The organism is Acidobacteriota bacterium (assembly GCA_016716715.1).
GTDB lineage: Bacteria > Acidobacteriota > Thermoanaerobaculia > UBA5066 > UBA5066 > Fen-183.
Window position 1 is genome coordinate 514,173 of the sequence record JADJVE010000001.1, and the last position, 16,211, is coordinate 530,383.

The window sequence follows — 16,211 nt, forward strand, 5'->3', positions numbered from 1 at the left end:
GGACGGCCCGGCGCCCCCGGGCCGTCCGTCGTCGCGACGGTGGGGGACCGCCACGTGTCCCTCGACGAGTTCTTCACGTCGGCGCGCAACGCGGCCGGCGAGGATCCGAAGAACGTCTCGCCGCGCGTCCTCTCGAGCCTCCTCGACCAGTACCTCGACGAGATCCTTCTCGAGCGCGCCGTCGCCTCCGCGCGGCCTCCCGTGACGGGTGCGACGCCGACGGAGCGGCGCCGCGCGTACCTCGCGCGCCGGGCCGGGCTCGACGCGCTCGGCGACGCGGAGCTCCGCAAGGACTACGGCGAGCACCCGGACCGTTACAGGCGTCCCGCGCTCGTGCGGGTCTCGCAGCTCTTCTTTCCGACGCGCGAGGCCGCGGACGCGGCGCTGAAGAAGCTCAAGGACGGCGCGGCGTGGATGGACGTCTCGCGCGGCTCGAGCGCGGCGCCGAACGCGGCGTCCGGAGGCGCCCTCGGCCTCCTCGGCCGGTCCGACCTGCCGCAGGAGTTCGAAAAGGCGATCTGGGGGCTGCCCTCGGGCGGCACGACGGGCATCCTCGCGGCGCCGCACGGCTTCCACATTTTCCGCGTGGAGGAGCGCCTCGACGCCCGGGACATCACGTTCGAGGAAGCCCGCCCGGGCCTCCGCATCTCGCTCGCGGAGGAGCTCAGCGCGAAGGCCGTCGAGGACGCGATCGCCGAGGCCCGCAAGGCGTTTCCGGTGACCGTCCTCGAGGACCACCTGCCGTTCCCGTACGTCGGGACGAACCCGAAAGCGGCCGCGGCCCGGTAGGCGGCCCGGATTTCGCTAGACTCCGGCCCTGTGACGTCAAATCGGCCCTTTTTCAGACCGCTCGGCGCGGCGGCCCTCGCGCTTGCCGCCCTTGCGCAGGCATTTCCCCTCTCCGCCAGCGAGGTCGTGAACCGGATCCTCATCCACGTGAACTCGCGGATCATCACGCAGAGCCAGTTCGACGCCCGGATGGACCAGAGCATCCGCGAGAGCGCCGCCCCCCCGACCCCGGCGCAGCGCGAGACCCTCAAGAAGAGCGTCATGGAGGAGCTCGTCAACGAGGCGCTCCTCGAGGACCGGGCCAAGGAGCTCGACCTCATCACGACGGACCAGGAGATCGAGGATCAGATCAAGCGGCTCAAGGAGCAGAACAACGTCAAGACCGACGAGGAGTTCACCAAGAGCCTCGCGGCGTCGGGCCTGACGATCGACCGCCTGCGCGACCAGCTCCGCCGCTCGCAGACGCTCCAGCGCGTCGTCGGGCGCGAGGTGCAGGCGAAGGTCGACCTCTCGGACGACGCGCTTCGGCTCATCTACGAGCGCGAGAAGGAGACGTGGCGGGTTCCGGAGAAGGCGCACCTCGCCGAGATCCTGATCTCGAAGGGCGACGACCCCGCGGCCGCGGCCCGCCGGGCCAAGGAGGCGTCGGACCTGCTGAAGGGCGGCGCGAAGTTCGAGGCCGTCGTGAAGGAATTTTCCGACGGCGGCACGAAGAGCAAGGGCGGCGACCTGGGAGTCGTCGCGAAGGGCGAGCTCGCGGCCGACATCGACAAGGCCGTCTTCTCGCTCCCCGTCGGCGCCGTGTCCGACCCGATCCAGACGAAGTTCGGCTGGCATCTCGTGAAGGTCATCGAGAAGGCGCCCGTGTCGTACAAGGCGTTCGGCGAGGTGAAAGCCGACCTCCTCAAGCGCGAGCAGGACACCCAGTTCCAGAAAAAGCTCGCGGAGTACCTCGACAAGCTCAAGCGGGACGCCGTCATTCGCGTGAACCCCGAGGCGCAGGCTTACTTCACGCCTCCACCTCCGCCCCCGGGCTTCTCGCAGGCCGCCGGCCCCACCATCTTCGACCAGGCCGCCGGCGTGGCCGGCGTCGGCACGGGCCCGGTCACGAAGGCGTCGCACGACCCCGTCATCGAGATCACGCCGACGGTCGGCTGGCGCTGGGGCGGCACGACGTCGGAGTCCGTGACGTCCTACATCGAGAAGATCGGCGTCCCGAACTCGCTGAGCTGGGGCCTGACGTTCGAGTACGTGATCACGCCGTGGGGCTCTCTCGAGGCGCTCTGGAGCCACCAGAACACGACGCTCACGGCGCAGTTCGCCGCGGGCACCGTCGGGTACGACGACAAGCTCTCCCACCTGAACGTCGACACGTTCCAGATCGGCGGCATGTGGATGTCGGGCGACGCGAGCAACAAGGCCCGCCTCTACTTCGACATTCTCTTCGGCGCCACGGTGCTCACGCCGTCGCCCGAGTTCAACACGATCTGGCGGTTCTCGGCGAGCGTCGGCGGCGGCATCAAGTACTACTTCGCCGACCACTTCGGGCTGCGCGCCGGAGCGCGGTGGATGCCCGTCTACATCAACTCGTCCGCCAGCGGCGGCGGGTACTGCGATCCCATCTACGGCTGCTACGCCTGGTACGGCACGAACTACCTGAACCAGGGCGACGCCTACGGCGGCCTCATCGTGAGGTTCTGAGCCCCGGGCGCTCCCGGCGCCCGGTCAGCCCGCGAGGATCTCGGAGCGCCAGCGCGAGAGGCCGGCTTCCGCCTGGAGAAGCTCCGGCGTGAGCCGCCCGTGCGCGCGCTTGACACGCGCCGCCGCGGTGAGCGCCGCGCGCGACCCGAGGACGCCGGGGTCGAGGCCGAGCGCCACGGCCTTCGCGTCGCGGGCCTTCTTGAGAGCGTCCACCTCCCGCTCGAGCGCGGGGTCGGTCTCGGCCCGCTCGCCGCGCCGGGGTTTCGGCCAGTCGGCGGGAGCCACGGCGGCGGCGGCCTCGATCGCGCCCTTCAACGCCCCGGCGAACGGTCCGGGGAGGGGACGTTGCCCGGGGAAGAGCCGCGCGAGATCGCGCTCGCCCTTGGCCGCGAGCGCAGCGGCCGCGAGGAGCCTCTCGTTCGTGAGGACGCGGAAGGGCGGCCGGTCGAGGGCGCGGGCGCGCGCCTCGCGGACCTCCCAGAACGCGCGTACGAAGGCGCGCTCCTTGTCCGACACGCCGTTCGAGCCCTTGATCCGCCAGTCGTTCTCCGTGTCGGCGGCGCGCCCTTCGGGGAACGCGGTCTCGGCGAGGCGCTTGCACTCCTCCGCGTGCCACGCGAGGCGGCCCTTCGCCTCGAGGTCGGCCGTGAGCGAGGCGACGAGCGCGGGCAGGTGGACGACGTCGGCCGCCGCGTACGCGGCCATCGACGGCGAGAGCGGCCGCTCGCTCCAGTCCGCGCGCTGGTGCGCCTTGTCGAGCGAGACACCGACGCGCGCGGCGAGGAGCGCGGCGAGGCCGATCTCCTTCTCGCCGACGAGCTGCGCCGCGATCATCGTGTCGAACAGCGACGACGCGCGGAAGCCGTAGCCGCGGAAGAGGAGGCGGAGGTCGTAGTCGGCCCCGTGCAGGAGGAGCGGGCGCGCCGCGAGCCGCGCGAAGAGCGGCGCGAGGTCGACGCCGGCGAGCGGGTCCGCGAGGAACGCGTCCACGCCGAGGCCGACCTGCACGAGGCACACCTTCTCGTAGTAGTGGTGGAAGGAATCGGCCTCCGTATCGAGCGCGACGGGCGCGCCGGGAGCCGCGTCGAGGCGGGCGAGGAGCCCGGCGAGAGGCGCCTCGGACGCGACGAAGAGCGGCGCGGGAGCGGGAGGCGGGAGGGGATCGGGGGTCGGCGCCGTCACGGGCGGCGAGGGTACCACCGCCGTGCGGTCGAACGCCGGGACGCAACCTGCTTGGGCGACGGGATTTCCCTTGACGCCCCCGGCGGGACCGCCGGATACTCGCTGGTGGAAAAAAGTGGTCAGTGGTGGTGAATGGTGGGCCCTTGGGGCCTGCCACCGCCTCCGCCGTCGCTTTTCACGAGAGGGATTATGGACCGCCTCCGGGGCAGCGCCGAGACGACCGTGGACGAGAAGGGCCGCTTCAAGGTCCCGGCCGTCTTCCGCGAGCCGGTCGAGGACACGTTCGGCCCGGAGTTCTTCCTGACGTCGATCTCGGGCGCCGACGTCCTGATCTTCCCGATGCCGGTCTGGAATGCGCTCGAGGAAAAGCTGGCCGCGATGCCGGCGATCCACCGCGCGAAGGCGAAATTCCAGGAACGCTTCAACACGTTCGGACAGACGGTGAGGATGGACACGCAGGGCCGCCTCCTCGTGCCGTCGCTCCTGCGCGAGGTATCGGGCCTCTCGGGCGACGCGCTCGTCCTGGGGCAGACCGACCATCTCCGCCTCGTCGACCGCGCCCGCCATCTCAAGACGCTCAAGACGGCCACGATCACTGATGAGGACTACGACGAACTCGCACGCCATCTCGTCTGACGGTCCGACATGGAAGGAGAACGCGCGGGTCACGTCCCCGTCCTCCTCCGTGAGGTCGTCGACGCTCTCCGGCCGGAGGGCGGCGGCGTGTTCGTCGACGCGACACTCGGCCTGGGCGGACACGCGGAGGGCCTGCTCGAGGCGTCGCCCCTCGTGCGGATCGTGGGGATCGACCGCGATCCCGAGGCGCTCGCCATCGCGAAAGAGCGCCTCGCGCGCTTCGGGGACCGCCTCGTCACCGTCCAGGGCCGGCACGAGGACGTCGCCGCGCATCTCGACGCGCTCGGGATCGACCGGGTGGCCGGCGTCCTCGCGGACCTCGGCGTGTCGTCGATGCAGATCGACCGCGCCGAGCGGGGGTTCTCGTTCATGAAGGACGGACCGCTCGACATGCGAATGGGACCGGACGGCCCGACGGCCGCGGACCTCGTCGCGACCGCCTCGAAAGACGAACTGACGCGGATTTTCCGCGAATGGGGGGAAGAGCGCATGGCCGGACCGATCGCGCGACGGGTCGTGGAAGCGCGGGAGAAGGCTCCCATCCGGACCACCGGCGAGATGCGGGGCCTCGTCCTCCGGGCGCTCGGCCCGCGCCGGGAAAAGCACAAGGACCCCGCGACGCGCGTCTTCCAGGCCCTCCGCATCGCCACGAACCGCGAGCTCGTCGAGCTCGAGCGCTTCCTCGACGACGCGATCGCGCGCCTCGCGCTCGGCGCGCGGCTCTCGGTCCTGTCGTACCACTCGCTCGAGGACCGCATCGTCAAGCACGCCTTCCAGCGCCACACGGCCGGCTGCACGTGCCCGCCGTCGTTCCCCGTGTGCGTCTGTTCGCGCCGCCGCGTGATGGCGCTCGTCACGAAGAAGGCCATCCGCCCCACGCTCGCCGAGCTCGGTGAGAACCCGCGCGCCCGCTCGGCGCGCCTCCGCGTCCTCGAGCGCGTCGCCGAGGAGACCGGTCCTCTGACGCCGCCGCGTTAGGGATTTCCCATGGCCTACGCGGTCCGTCGCCCCGTCGAAAACGTCTACCTGGTCCGGGAGCGCGACCGCCACCGGTCGCGCGAGCTCTTCGGATTCGCGCTCGCCGCCGTGCCGCCCGTCATCGTGCTGTTCGTCGCGATCTGGGCGAACGTCAAGACGGTCGAGCTCGGCTACCAGATCGCCAAGGTCGCCAAGAGACGGGAGGCGCTTCTCGAGACGAAGCGCAAGCTCGAGATGGACCGCGCCCAGGCGGCCGCGCTCTCGCGGGTCGAGGACGTCTCCAGGCGGACGCTCGGACTCGTGCCCCCGACGCTCGACCAGGTCGTGCTCGTGAAGGACGCGGCGCTCGCTCCGGCGCCTCCGCCCGCGCGGCCGCCCGCCGCGCGCCGGGAGGCGCCCTGAACGCCCCGCGCCGCCACGATCCCTCGCGCCGCGCCTGGGTCCTCCTCGGATTCGTGGGGCTGTGGATCCTCGGACTCCTCGTGCGCCTCGTGGACCTGCAGGTCGTGCGCCAGCACGAGTTCGCCCGCCGGGCGAAGAAGCAGCAGGAGCGCGTCACCGAGCTCGCGCCGCGCCGCGGCACGATCGAGGACGCGGACGGCAAGCCCCTCGCCGTGAACGCCCGCGCGGACTCGGTCTTCGCGACCCCGTCGGACGTCGAGGACCCGGTGGCCGAGGCCGCGCTCCTCGCCTCGATCTTCAAGCTGACGCCGCCGCTGGCGAAGGACCTCGAGAGGAAGCTCGCCTCGGACAAGGAGTTCGTGTGGGTCTGGCGGCGCGCGTCGAACGTCGACGCGGACCGCGTGCGCAAGCTCGTGGCCGAAAAGCGGCTGCCGGGCGTCTCGCTCGTCCCCGAGTCGGTGCGCCGTTACCCCGAGGGGCCGCTCGCCGCGGCCGTCCTCGGCTACGTCGGGACGGAGGACCACGGCCTCGGCGGCCTCGAGTTCCGGTACGACTCGGAGGTGCGCGGCCGGCCCGTCACGGTGACGCTCCTGAAGGACGCGGCGCGGCGTTCCTATGCGGCGCGCACGCGCGCCGGCGGCGAGGCTCCCGCCGAAGGCATCGAGGGAGCGTCCCTCCGCCTCACGCTGCGCTCCGCGATCCAGCACGCAGCCGAGCGCGAGCTCGCGCGCGTCGCGGCCGAGCTCCATCCGAAGAGCGCCTCCGCGATCGTCCTCGACCCCGCGACGGGCGCCGTTCTCGCGCTCGCGTCGTGGCCGCCGTTCGACCCGAACCGGTTCGGGGACTCCGACGCCGAGGCGCGCAAGTGCCGCCCGCTCACGGACGCGTACGAGCCCGGGTCGACGTTCAAGATCGTCGCGGCGGGCGCGGCGCTCGACGGCGGGACCATCGGCCTCGACGACCCGGTCGACTGCGGCGGCGGGACGCTCACGATCGGCTCGACGACCATTCACGAGCACGGCGGCAAGGGCTGGAGCGCGCTCACGATCGGCGACATCCTCGCGCACTCCTCGAACATCGGGATCGCGCACGTGGCGCTCGGCCTCGGGCGCGGGCCGTTCTACAAGGCGATGCGCAGCTTCGGGTTCGGCCAGAAGACGGGCATCGAGCTCGAGGGCGAAACGGCGGGCCTCCTCAAGGAGACGGCGCAGTGGAGCGCGCTCTCCCTTCCGACGATGGCGTTCGGGCAGGAGATCGGCGTCACCGTCCTCCAGATGTCCCGCGCGTACGCCGCGATCGCGAACGGCGGCGTCCTGCCGACGCTGCACGTCGTCGACGGCGTGAAACGGAGCGGATCCGCGGAGTTCCGGAGCATTCCGCGCCCCGAGCCGCCCCGCATTCTCAGCGAGGCCACGGCACGCCAGATGCGACGGCTCCTCGCGAGGGTCGTCGAGATGGGAACGGGAAAAGCAGCCGCCATTCCAGGTTACGCCGCCGCCGGCAAGACGGGAACCGCCCAGAAGGCGATCCCCGGCGCGGGCTACTCGAAGGAAAAGTACGTCGCGTCGTTCATCGGCTTCGTGCCGGCGGACGCGCCGCGCGTCGTCATCGCGGTCGTCGTGGACGAGCCGCGCGGGAAGACGTACGGCGGCGACGTCGCGGCGCCCGTCTTCTCGCAGATCGGCGCCGAGGTCATGCGCGTCCTCAGGGTGGCGCCGCAGCGTCCGGACGGCGCTCGCTCGCCCATCCTCACCGCGGATCTCTCGGCCGGCGCCGCGAACGCCTCCATGGGCGCGCAGCTCGCGGCCGCGGGCGTCGTCCCCGCCGCGAACCGCAGCGGGCACGACATTGACGAGGACGCCGTGCCGGATCTCTCGGGCAAGAGCGCACGCGACGCGGTGCGTGCGCTCGCCCTGCGCGGCGTCGCGGCGCGGCTCCAGGGCTCGGGCTTCGTCGTCTCGCAGGACCCTCCGGCGGGCGCCCCGATCTCCCGCGGCACGACGTGCGCGCTCGTCCTCGCGCCGGCCGGGAGCCGGGCGGCCGAGGGAGGGATGCCGTGAGGCTCTCCGCGCTCGCCGCCGAGGTCCCGCACACGGCCGGGGGCGCCGGGGACCCGGACGTCACGTCCATCACGCACGACTCGCGCGCCGCGCAGCCGGGGACGCTCTTCGCCGCGTTCCCGGGCCTGAAGGTGGACGGCCGCCGGTTCGTCGCCGACGCCGTCGCGCGCGGCGCCGTTGCGGCGCTCGGACTCGCGCCCGCGCCGGAGAGCCTCGCCGTGCCGTATCTCGCCGTCGAGAACCCGCGGCGGGCGGCGGGCCTCATGGCCGCGCTCCTCGCGGGCCGGCCGGCGGCGCGTCTCGTGACGGCGGGCGTCACCGGCACGAGCGGGAAGACGACGACGGCGTTTCTCGTGGACCGCCTCCTCGGGGCGCGCCACGCGCGGCGCGGCCTCTTCGGGACGATCGCGTACCGCGGCGCCGGCGGCGACGCGGCGGCGGTCCCGTCGGCGCACACGACGCCGGAGGCCACGGAGCTCCAGCCCATGCTCGGCGCGCTCGTGGCGGGCGGCGGCACGGCCGCGACGCTGGAATGCTCGTCGCACGCCCTCGTCCTCGAGCGCCTCGCCGGCTGTGCGTTCGACGTCGCGCTCTTCCTGAACCTCTCGCACGAACACCTCGACTTCCACGCGAACATGGACGACTACTTCGAGGCGAAGGCGCGGCTCTTCGGGCTCCTGAAGCCCGAAGGATGCGCCGTCGTGAATCTCGGAGACCAATATGGAAGACGGCTCGCGAGTCGGCTTGTTGCGAATCGAACCGTCGGATTTCTCTTAGAAGGTGAAGAGGGGACGGAGCAGACGCGGCCGGCGGCGCTCGCGGGTGCGGTCGCGCTGGCTGCCGCGGCGGCGGGCGAGACCGGTCTCCTCGCGACGGTTGTCGGGCGCCCGACGCTCGGGTTGACCGGGACGCACCTCGACGTCGAGGTGAATGCCCCATTCACCTTCAAGGAAAATCTTCTCTTCAGCATCAATTCCCCTCTTCTCGGAAGACCGAATGCCGAGAACCTCCTCGCCGCGGCGGCGGCGGGGATCGCGCTGGGCTTCACGCCCGCGGAGATCGCGTCCTCGCTCTCGTCGGTCTCCGTCGTCCCCGGCCGTCTCGAGCGCATCGAAAACTCGCGCGAGCTGACCGTTCTCGTCGACTACGCGCACAAGCCGGCCGCCCTCGAGGGCGTGCTGAAGACCGTCCGCCCGCTCGCCGCGGCCGGCGGCGGGCGCGTCCACGTCGTCTTCGGCTGCGGCGGCGACCGCGACAAGGCCAAGCGGCCCGTCATGGGCCGCATCGCCGCCCAGCTCGCCGACGACGTCGTCGTCACGTCGGACAACCCGCGATCGGAGAACCCCGACACGATCATCGCGGAAATCCTGGGCGGCATCCCGGCCGGCACCGACGTTGCGGCCGTCGCCGACCGCCGGGCCGCGATCGCCGAGGCCCTCCGTCGCGCGCGACCGGGCGACGTCGTCCTCGTCGCGGGCAAGGGCCACGAGACCGAGCAGGTCATCGGAGGAGTCGCTCACCCGTTCGACGACCGCGCCGCGCTGCGCACGCTGCTGGCGGGGGAGGCGGGCCGATGATCCCGTGGCTGCTCCACCCGTTCTTCGGAAAGGTGCCGGTTCTCGGCGTCTTCCGGTACATCACGTTCCGCGCGGCGAACGCGGCGCTCATGGCGCTTCTCCTCTCCGTGTTCCTCGGCCCCGGTCTCATCCGGTGGCTGCGCTCGCGGCAGATCGGCCAGTCCATCCGCGAGGAGGGCCCGAAGGCTCATCAGGCCAAGGCGGGCACGCCGACGATGGGCGGCGTCCTCATCGTCCTCGCGATCGTCGTCCCGACGTTTCTCTTCGCGGACCTGACGAACCGCTACGTCTGGGTCGCGCTCGGCGCGACCGTTCTCGCGATGGCGATCGGCGTCGGAGACGACTGGCGCAAGGTGTCGCGCAAGCAGAACCGCGGCCTCACGGGGCGCCAGAAACTCGTCCTGCAGGCCGTGATCGGCCTCGCGGTCGGCTGGGCGGCCGTGAATGCCTTCGAAGGCCGCGTCGACGCGACGCACGTGGCGTTCCCGTTCCTCAAGAACGTCCACCCGGACCTCGGCGCTTTCTACGTGCTCTTCGCCGCCGTCGTCGTCGTCGGGTCCTCGAACGCCGTGAACCTCACGGACGGCCTCGACGGCCTCGCGATCGGCGCGACCCTGGTCGCTTCCGGGACGTTCGCGATCCTCGCGTACATCGCGGGCAACGCGCGCGCCGCGACGTACCTCCTCGTCCCGTACGTGCCCGGCACGGGCGAGCTCGCGGTCTTCTGCGCCGCGATCGTCGGCGCCTCGCTGGGCTTTCTCTGGTTCAACGCGCACCCCGCCGAGGTCTTCATGGGCGACACGGGCTCGCTCGCCCTCGGCGCCGCGCTCGGGACCGTCGCCGTCCTCATCAAGCAGGAGGTCCTGCTCGTCCTCGTCGGCGGGCTCTTCGTCGTCGAGGCGGTGTCCGTCATCCTGCAGGTGGGCTCCTTCAAGCTCACGGGCAAGCGCATCTTCCGGATGGCGCCGCTCCACCACCACTTCGAGCTGCTCGGCTGGGCGGAGTCGAAGGTCATCATCCGTTTCTGGATCGTCGCGATCCTCTTCGCGCTCGTCGCGCTCGGATCGCTGAAGCTGCGATGAGCGTCGACGTCGGTCCCGACCTGCCCGAGATCCGCACCGCGGCCGTCTTCGGCCTCGCGCGCTCCGGCCGGGCCGCGGTCACGGCGCTCGCCGAGCGCGGCGTCGCCGTCATCGGCACGGACACGAAGGACGCGGCCGGGCTGGGCGACCTTCCCGCGCTCGACGGCGTGCGCTGGGAGCTCGGCTCTCACCCCCTCTCGCTCCTCGACGGCGTCGACCTCGTCGTGGTCTCGCCCGGGATCCCGCTCACGCTGCCGGTCTTCGACGCCGCGCGCGCACGGGCGATTCCCGTCGTCTCCGAGGTCGAGCTCGCCTCGCGCCTCCTTCCGGGGGTCGTCGTCGGGATCACGGGCACGAACGGCAAGTCCACGACGACCGCGCTCACGGCGGCTCTCCTGAGGGCCGCGGGCCACGCGGCGATCGCGTGTGGAAACTACGGGACACCCTGGATCTCGTTCGCGACGAAGGCGGGCGCGAACGGCAACGGGTCGGCCCCGAAGACGTGGGTCGTCGAGCTGTCGTCCTTCCAGCTGGAGGGCATCCGGCGCTTCGCGCCCGACGTGGCCGTCCACCTGAACCTCACGCCGGACCACCTCGACCGGTACCGTTCGATGGACGACTACGGCGCCGCGAAGGCGCGGATCTTCGAGAACCAGCGCGAGGCGCAGGTCGCCGTCCTGAACGCCGACGATCCGCTCGTCGCGCGGATCCGGCCGCGGGCCCGGCGCTTCGAGTTCTCGCGGGCCGCGCAGCCGGCGCTCGGGGCGTGGCTCAAGGACGACCTCTTCGTCGGGGACGTCAACGGCAAGGGGCCGCGCGTGATCGCGAAGCGCTCGGACCTCGCCCTTCCGGGCGCGCACAACGTCGAGAACGCCCTCGCGGCGCTTGCGGCGACGCTGCCGCTCGGCGTCACGCCCGAGTCGGCCGTCGAGACGTTCCGCGGCTTCCGCGGCCTTCCGCACCGCACGGCTCTCGTGCGGACGCTCGGCGGCGTCACGTGGTGGAACGACTCGAAGGGCACGAACGTCGACGCGACGCTCAAGAGCCTCGAGGGCTTCGACGACGCGCGCGTGCACCTCATCCTGGGTGGCAAGGACAAGGGCGACGACTTCGGCCGGCTCGCGCCTCTCGCGGCGAAGAAAGCGCGGACGATCCTCGCGATCGGCAAGGCCGGCCCCGCGGTCGCCAAGGCGCTCGCGGCGGTGCCGGGCGTCGACGTCGTCCTCGCCGGCACGCTCGAGAAGGCCGTCGAGGAGGCCGCGCGCCGCGCCGGCGCCGGGGACGCCGTGCTCCTCTCGCCCGCGTGCGCGTCCTTCGACCAGTTCCGGAACTTCGAGCACCGCGGCGACGTGTTCGAGGAGCTCGTCCGCGCGCTGCCCGAGCTCGCGGGGAGGGAGCGGTAGATGGCCAAGAAGCTGGCCTCCGACCGCCTCCTCTTCGGGTCGGTCCTCCTGCTCGTGGGGACGGGCCTTCTCATGATCTACAGCGCGTCGTCGCTGCAGGCCACCCTCGCGTCGGCGTCCGCCCCGGCGGGCCCGTATTTCTTCGTCCTCAAGCAGACGGTCGCCGTCGCGGTCGGAGCGGTTCTCGCGTTCGCGGCGATGTCCATCGACTACCGTCGCCTCAACGACCCGCGTCTCATCGCCGTCCTCCTCGCGGTCCTCGCGGTCGCCCTCGTGGCGGTGCTGTTCCGCGCGCCGGTGAACGGCGCGCGCCGCTGGCTCGCGCTCGGCTTCATGTCGGTGCAGCCGTCGGAGTTCATGAAGGTCGGCCTCGTGATCGCGCTCGCGGCCCTCCTCTCGCGTCGCGAGGGCGAGATGCACCTGCCGACGCGGACCCTGCTGCCCGTGCTCGGTCTCGTCGTCGCCCCGGCGGGCCTCGTCCTTCTCGAGCCGGACTTCGGAACCGCGTTCACGTACTTCATCGTCGCGGGCGCGATGCTGTTCTTCGCGGGCCTCCCGTTCCGGTGGTTCTTCGGCTCGGCGCTCCTCCTCGTCCCGACGCTCTCGGCGTGGGTCCTCTCCGCGCAGTACCGCCGCGACCGACTCACCGCCTTCCTGCACCCGGAGCTGGACCCGCTCGGCAAGGGCTTCCACGCGATCCAGTCCCTCATCGCGGTCGGGACGGGCGGCGTCACGGGCCTCGGCCTCGGCGAGGGCAAGCAGAAGCTGTTCTTCCTGCCGTACCCCTACACGGACTTCATCTTCGCGATCGTCGGCGAGGAGCTCGGCCTCATCGGGTGCGTCGCCGTGCTCGCGCTCTTCGGCCTCGTCTTCGCGCGCGGCGTGCGCGCCGCGGTGAACGCGCCCGACTCGTTCGGACGCCTTCTCGGCATCGGCCTCTCGGTGATGATCGTCGCGCAGGCGCTCATCAACATCTCCGTCGTCCTCTCCCTCCTGCCCACCAAGGGAATCCCGCTGCCGTTCCTCTCGTACGGCGGGTCGGCGCTCTGGGCCGACCTCCTCGCCGTCGGGATCCTCCTCAACCTCTCGCAGCACGCGTCATGACGAACGCCGCGCACTCCCCGGCCACGGGCGGCTTCCTGATCGCGGGCGGCGGCACGGGCGGGCACGTGTTTCCCGCGCTCGCCCTCGCGGGCGAGATCCGGCGGCGGCGGCCCGACGCGCCGATCGTATTCGTCGGCACGCGCCGCGGCCTCGAGACGGACCTCGTCCCGCGCGCGGGCTGGCCGCTCGAGTTCGTCCGCGCGAAGGGCCTCGTCGGCAAGGGCGCGAGGGCGCGGCTCGAGGGCCTCCTTGCGCTCCCGCTCGCGCTCGCCGACTCGATCGGCATCCTCGGGCGCCACGCGCCGCGGACCGTGGTCGGCGTCGGCGGCTACGCCTCGGGACCGCTCGTCGCGACCGCGTGGGCGCGGCGCATCCCGACCGTCATCCACGAGCAGAACGCGGTGCCCGGACTGACGAACCGGCTTCTCTCGCGCATCGCGACGCGCATCACGGCCGGCACGGACGCCGGCGCCGCGCGCCTGGGCGGCGTGGCGGTTGGGAATCCGGTGAGAGGGGAATTCTTCGAGGCTCCCTCTCTCGGGGCGCGCGAGACGCCGCGCCGGATGCGTCTGCTCGTGGTGGGGGGCAGCCAGGGGGCCGCGATCCTGAACCGCCTCGTCCCGGGCGCGCTCGCGCGCGTGGACGGAGCCGGCGTGCGGTTCGCGGCGATTCACCAGACCGGAAAAGGCCGCGCGGCGGACGTCGCCGCCGCGTACGGCAGGCACGCGTTCTCCGTCTCGGCCGTTTCGCCCGTCGAATTCGTGGATGACATGGCGAAGGCGTACGCGGACGCGGATCTGATCGTGGCCCGCGCCGGCGCGATGACGGTCGCCGAGATCGCGGCCGCCGGCCGCCCGGCCGTCCTCGTGCCGTTCGCGGGCGCGACGCACGGCCACCAGGAGGCGAACGCGCGCGCTCTCGAGGCGCAGGGCGCGGCCGTCGTTCTCACGGAGGCGCAGGCGACGGAGCAGAGCGTGGGCGACGCCGTGGCGGCGCTTCTCGGGGATCCCGCGCGGCTCCTCGCGATGGGGGAAGCCGCGCGCAGGGCCGCGAAGCCGGACGCCGCGGCGCGGCTGTGCGAAATCGTGTTCGAAGCGGAAGCGAGTCAGCGATGAATTTCCTCAGGGTCAAACGTCTCCATTTCGTCGGGATCGGCGGCATCGGCATGTCGGGCCTCGCCGAGCTTCTCAAGAGCGTGGGCCTCGAGGTGACGGGCTCGGACCTCTCCGAGGGCGAGCAGGTGCTCCGGCTGCGCACGCTCGGCATCCCGGTCTTCCTCGGGCACCACGCGGAGAACGTGCAGGGCGCGGACGTCGTCGTCTACTCGAGCGCCGTCCACGACTCGAACCCCGAGGTCGCGACCGCGCGCAGCATGGGCATCCCCGTCATCAAGCGCGCCGAGATGCTCGCGGAGGTCATGCGCGTCAAGCGCGGGATCGCGATCGCGGGAACGCACGGCAAGACGACGACGACCTCGATGACGGGCGCGATCCTCATGGAGGCCGGGCTCGACCCGACGATCATCGTCGGCGGGCGGATGCGCGAGGTCGGGACGGCGCGCCTCGGGCGCGGCGAGTACCTCGTGGCCGAAGCGGACGAATTCGACCGCTCGTTCCTCGCGCTCTCGCCGATGCTCGCCCTCATCAACAACATCGACCTCGAGCACCTCGACACGTACCGCGACATGCAGGACCTGCAGGAGACGTTCGCGCGCTTCGCGCGGAACGTCCCGTTCTTCGGGGCCGCGATCCTCGGCCTGGACGACCCGCACGTGCAGGAGATCCGCCCGCTCGTCTCGCGCCGCGTCGTGACCTACGGGCTGACGCCCCAGGCGGACCTCACGGCGCGCGACGTCGTCCTCGAGCGCACGGGCTCGCGCTTCGTCGCGTTCGCGGACCGCGAGTTCACGGGAAAAGTGTCGCTCCAGATCGCCGGCCTCCACAACATCAAGAACGCGCTCGGGTCCCTCGCCATCGCGCGGGAGCTCTCGATCCCGTTCGCGACGGCCGCGCGCGCTCTCGCCGAATTCAAGGGCGTCATCCGGCGCTTCGAGAAGAAGGGCGAGCACGCGGGCGTGATCGTGATCGACGACTACGCGCACCACCCGACCGAGGTCGCGGCCACGCTCGCTGCGGCCCGACAGTCCTATCCCGACCGGCGGATCGTCGCGCTCTTCCAGCCGCACCTGTACTCGCGGACGAAGGACATGGCGCACCTGTTCGGCGCCGCGTTCCTGAACGCGGACGTCCTCCTCGTGACGCCGGTCTACGGCTCGCGGGAAGCCCCGCGCGAGGGCGTCACGGGCGCGCTCGTCGCCGACGCGGCGACGGCGCGCGGCCACCGCGCCGCACGCTTCATCGCGGACCGCAAGGACATCGCGAAGGCGCTGGAGGAAGAGATGAAGGAGGGAGACCTCCTCATCACGATGGGCGCCGGCGACGTGTTGCATTTCGGAGAAGACTTTCTTCGAGTGAAAGAGGAACAAAGCTGAGCTCGTTCTACCGGCCGCCTTCGTCCCGCACCGTGCGCCCCACCCGGCGCAGGTCGGGGAGGCGTCTCATCGCCCCGGCGCTCACGGTCCTTTTCCTCGCTGCGCTCGGGCTCTCGGGCTTGGTGGTGCTCCGCACGCATCCGCGCTTCGCGGTGACGCGCGTCGTCCTCGAGGGCGTGCCCGAAGCGCGGCGCGCCGAGGCCGAGGAGCTCACGGACGGCTGGATCGGCCGCCCGGCGCTGTTCGTCGACCTCCAGGCCCCCGTCGCGGAGCTCTCGAAGCGCTCGTGGGTGGCGTCCGCCTCCGCGAGGCGCGTCGTGCCGGGCACGATCGCGGTCGTCGTCGTCGCGCGGCCCCCCGTCGCCATCGCCGTCCGGGAAGACAAGGGCGGCGAGCTCTGGACGGTGGACCGCACGGGCAGCTTCATCGGGCCCTACGGCGGGCGCGCCCTCGGCCGCGAGGACGACTTCGTCGTGCTTTCGGGCGCGGGCGACGAGACGGCTCGCACGCGGGGCGCCGAATTCCTCGACCTCCTCCGGACAGAGGACCCCGACCTCCTCGGCCGCGCGTCCGAGGTCGCCGTCGTCCCGGAGGGCTTCGCCGTCACGGACCGCGTCGCATCGTGCCGGCTCCTCTTCGGGCCCGACGCGGCGACGCCGGGGCGCGCGGCTTCCATCTGGCGGGCGTACCTCGCGCTCCTCCCGGAGCTCGAGCGCAACGCATTCCCGACTTCCGACGCGGACCTGCGCTTCGCGGGCCGCATCGTCCTGAAGGCGCCCGGCGACACCGGACGCGGAAAGACCTAA

The 16,211-nt window shown here is 72.1% G+C and carries 14 protein-coding genes; 13 read left to right on the top strand and 1 reads right to left on the bottom strand.

Annotated elements, in window-relative coordinates; translation table 11 throughout:
* The first annotated feature begins 54 nt into the window (after positions 1-54).
* Both IPL89_02240 and IPL89_02245 read left to right on the top strand, forming a co-directional pair.
* The gene (locus IPL89_02240) at positions 55-789 is read left to right on the top strand and encodes a peptidyl-prolyl cis-trans isomerase (GenBank protein MBK9062010.1); all 735 of its coding nucleotides are present in this window, start codon (positions 55-57) and stop codon (positions 787-789) included.
* Positions 790-819: 30 nt separating this feature from the next.
* The gene (locus IPL89_02245; protein MBK9062011.1) at positions 820-2,490 is read left to right on the top strand and encodes a peptidylprolyl isomerase; all 1,671 of its coding nucleotides are present in this window, start codon (positions 820-822) and stop codon (positions 2,488-2,490) included.
* 24 nt (positions 2,491-2,514) lie between these two features.
* On the opposite strand, the gene IPL89_02250 is transcribed toward IPL89_02245, so the two are convergent.
* Positions 2,515-3,672 carry an HRDC domain-containing protein gene (locus IPL89_02250; protein MBK9062012.1) on the bottom strand — a complete coding sequence of 386 codons (1,158 nt, stop codon included), beginning with the start codon at positions 3,670-3,672 and terminating at the stop codon, positions 2,515-2,517.
* A 189-nt stretch (positions 3,673-3,861) separates the two neighbouring features.
* Here IPL89_02250 and IPL89_02255 point away from each other — a divergent pair, with 189 nt between their 5' ends.
* The 11 genes from IPL89_02255 to IPL89_02305 are packed head-to-tail and all read left to right on the top strand — an operon-like array spanning position 3,862 to position 16,211.
* The gene (locus IPL89_02255) at positions 3,862-4,308 is read left to right on the top strand and encodes a division/cell wall cluster transcriptional repressor MraZ (GenBank protein MBK9062013.1); all 447 of its coding nucleotides are present in this window, start codon (positions 3,862-3,864) and stop codon (positions 4,306-4,308) included.
* A gap of 9 nt (positions 4,309-4,317) precedes the next feature.
* The gene (rsmH, locus tag IPL89_02260; protein MBK9062014.1) at positions 4,318-5,286 is read left to right on the top strand and encodes a 16S rRNA (cytosine(1402)-N(4))-methyltransferase RsmH; all 969 of its coding nucleotides are present in this window, start codon (positions 4,318-4,320) and stop codon (positions 5,284-5,286) included.
* A 9-nt stretch (positions 5,287-5,295) separates the two neighbouring features.
* A complete protein-coding gene (locus IPL89_02265) occupies positions 5,296-5,688 on the top strand; it encodes a cell division protein FtsL (GenBank protein ID MBK9062015.1) in 393 nt (130 codons plus the stop codon).
* Positions 5,689-5,741: 53 nt separating this feature from the next.
* Positions 5,742-7,748, top strand: coding sequence for a transpeptidase family protein (locus IPL89_02270; protein ID MBK9062016.1), 2,007 nt, complete (start codon positions 5,742-5,744; stop codon positions 7,746-7,748).
* Positions 7,745-9,325: a UDP-N-acetylmuramoyl-L-alanyl-D-glutamate--2,6-diaminopimelate ligase gene (locus IPL89_02275; GenBank protein ID MBK9062017.1), complete on the top strand. Its 1,581-nt coding sequence runs from the start codon at positions 7,745-7,747 to the stop codon at positions 9,323-9,325. The genes IPL89_02270 and IPL89_02275 overlap by 4 nt, the downstream gene beginning before the upstream one ends.
* Positions 9,322-10,407 (top strand): phospho-N-acetylmuramoyl-pentapeptide-transferase, encoded by a 1,086-nt coding sequence (locus IPL89_02280; GenBank protein ID MBK9062018.1) that lies wholly within the window; start codon positions 9,322-9,324, stop codon positions 10,405-10,407. The genes IPL89_02275 and IPL89_02280 overlap by 4 nt, the downstream gene beginning before the upstream one ends.
* Complete coding sequence (gene murD / locus IPL89_02285) at positions 10,404-11,810, top strand: UDP-N-acetylmuramoyl-L-alanine--D-glutamate ligase (GenBank protein ID MBK9062019.1); 1,407 nt, start codon at positions 10,404-10,406, stop codon at positions 11,808-11,810. Before IPL89_02280 ends, murD begins: the two co-directional genes overlap by 4 nt.
* Positions 11,811-12,914 carry a putative lipid II flippase FtsW gene (gene ftsW / locus IPL89_02290; protein MBK9062020.1) on the top strand — a complete coding sequence of 368 codons (1,104 nt, stop codon included), beginning with the start codon at positions 11,811-11,813 and terminating at the stop codon, positions 12,912-12,914. It begins immediately after the preceding gene.
* Complete coding sequence (gene murG, locus IPL89_02295) at positions 12,911-14,029, top strand: undecaprenyldiphospho-muramoylpentapeptide beta-N-acetylglucosaminyltransferase (GenBank protein ID MBK9062021.1); 1,119 nt, start codon at positions 12,911-12,913, stop codon at positions 14,027-14,029. Before ftsW ends, murG begins: the two co-directional genes overlap by 4 nt.
* On the top strand, positions 14,026-15,405 hold the full coding sequence (locus tag IPL89_02300) for a UDP-N-acetylmuramate--L-alanine ligase (protein MBK9062022.1): 1,380 nt from the start codon (positions 14,026-14,028) through the stop codon (positions 15,403-15,405). Before murG ends, IPL89_02300 begins: the two co-directional genes overlap by 4 nt.
* A gap of 32 nt (positions 15,406-15,437) precedes the next feature.
* The gene (locus IPL89_02305; protein ID MBK9062023.1) at positions 15,438-16,211 is read left to right on the top strand and encodes a hypothetical protein; all 774 of its coding nucleotides are present in this window, start codon (positions 15,438-15,440) and stop codon (positions 16,209-16,211) included.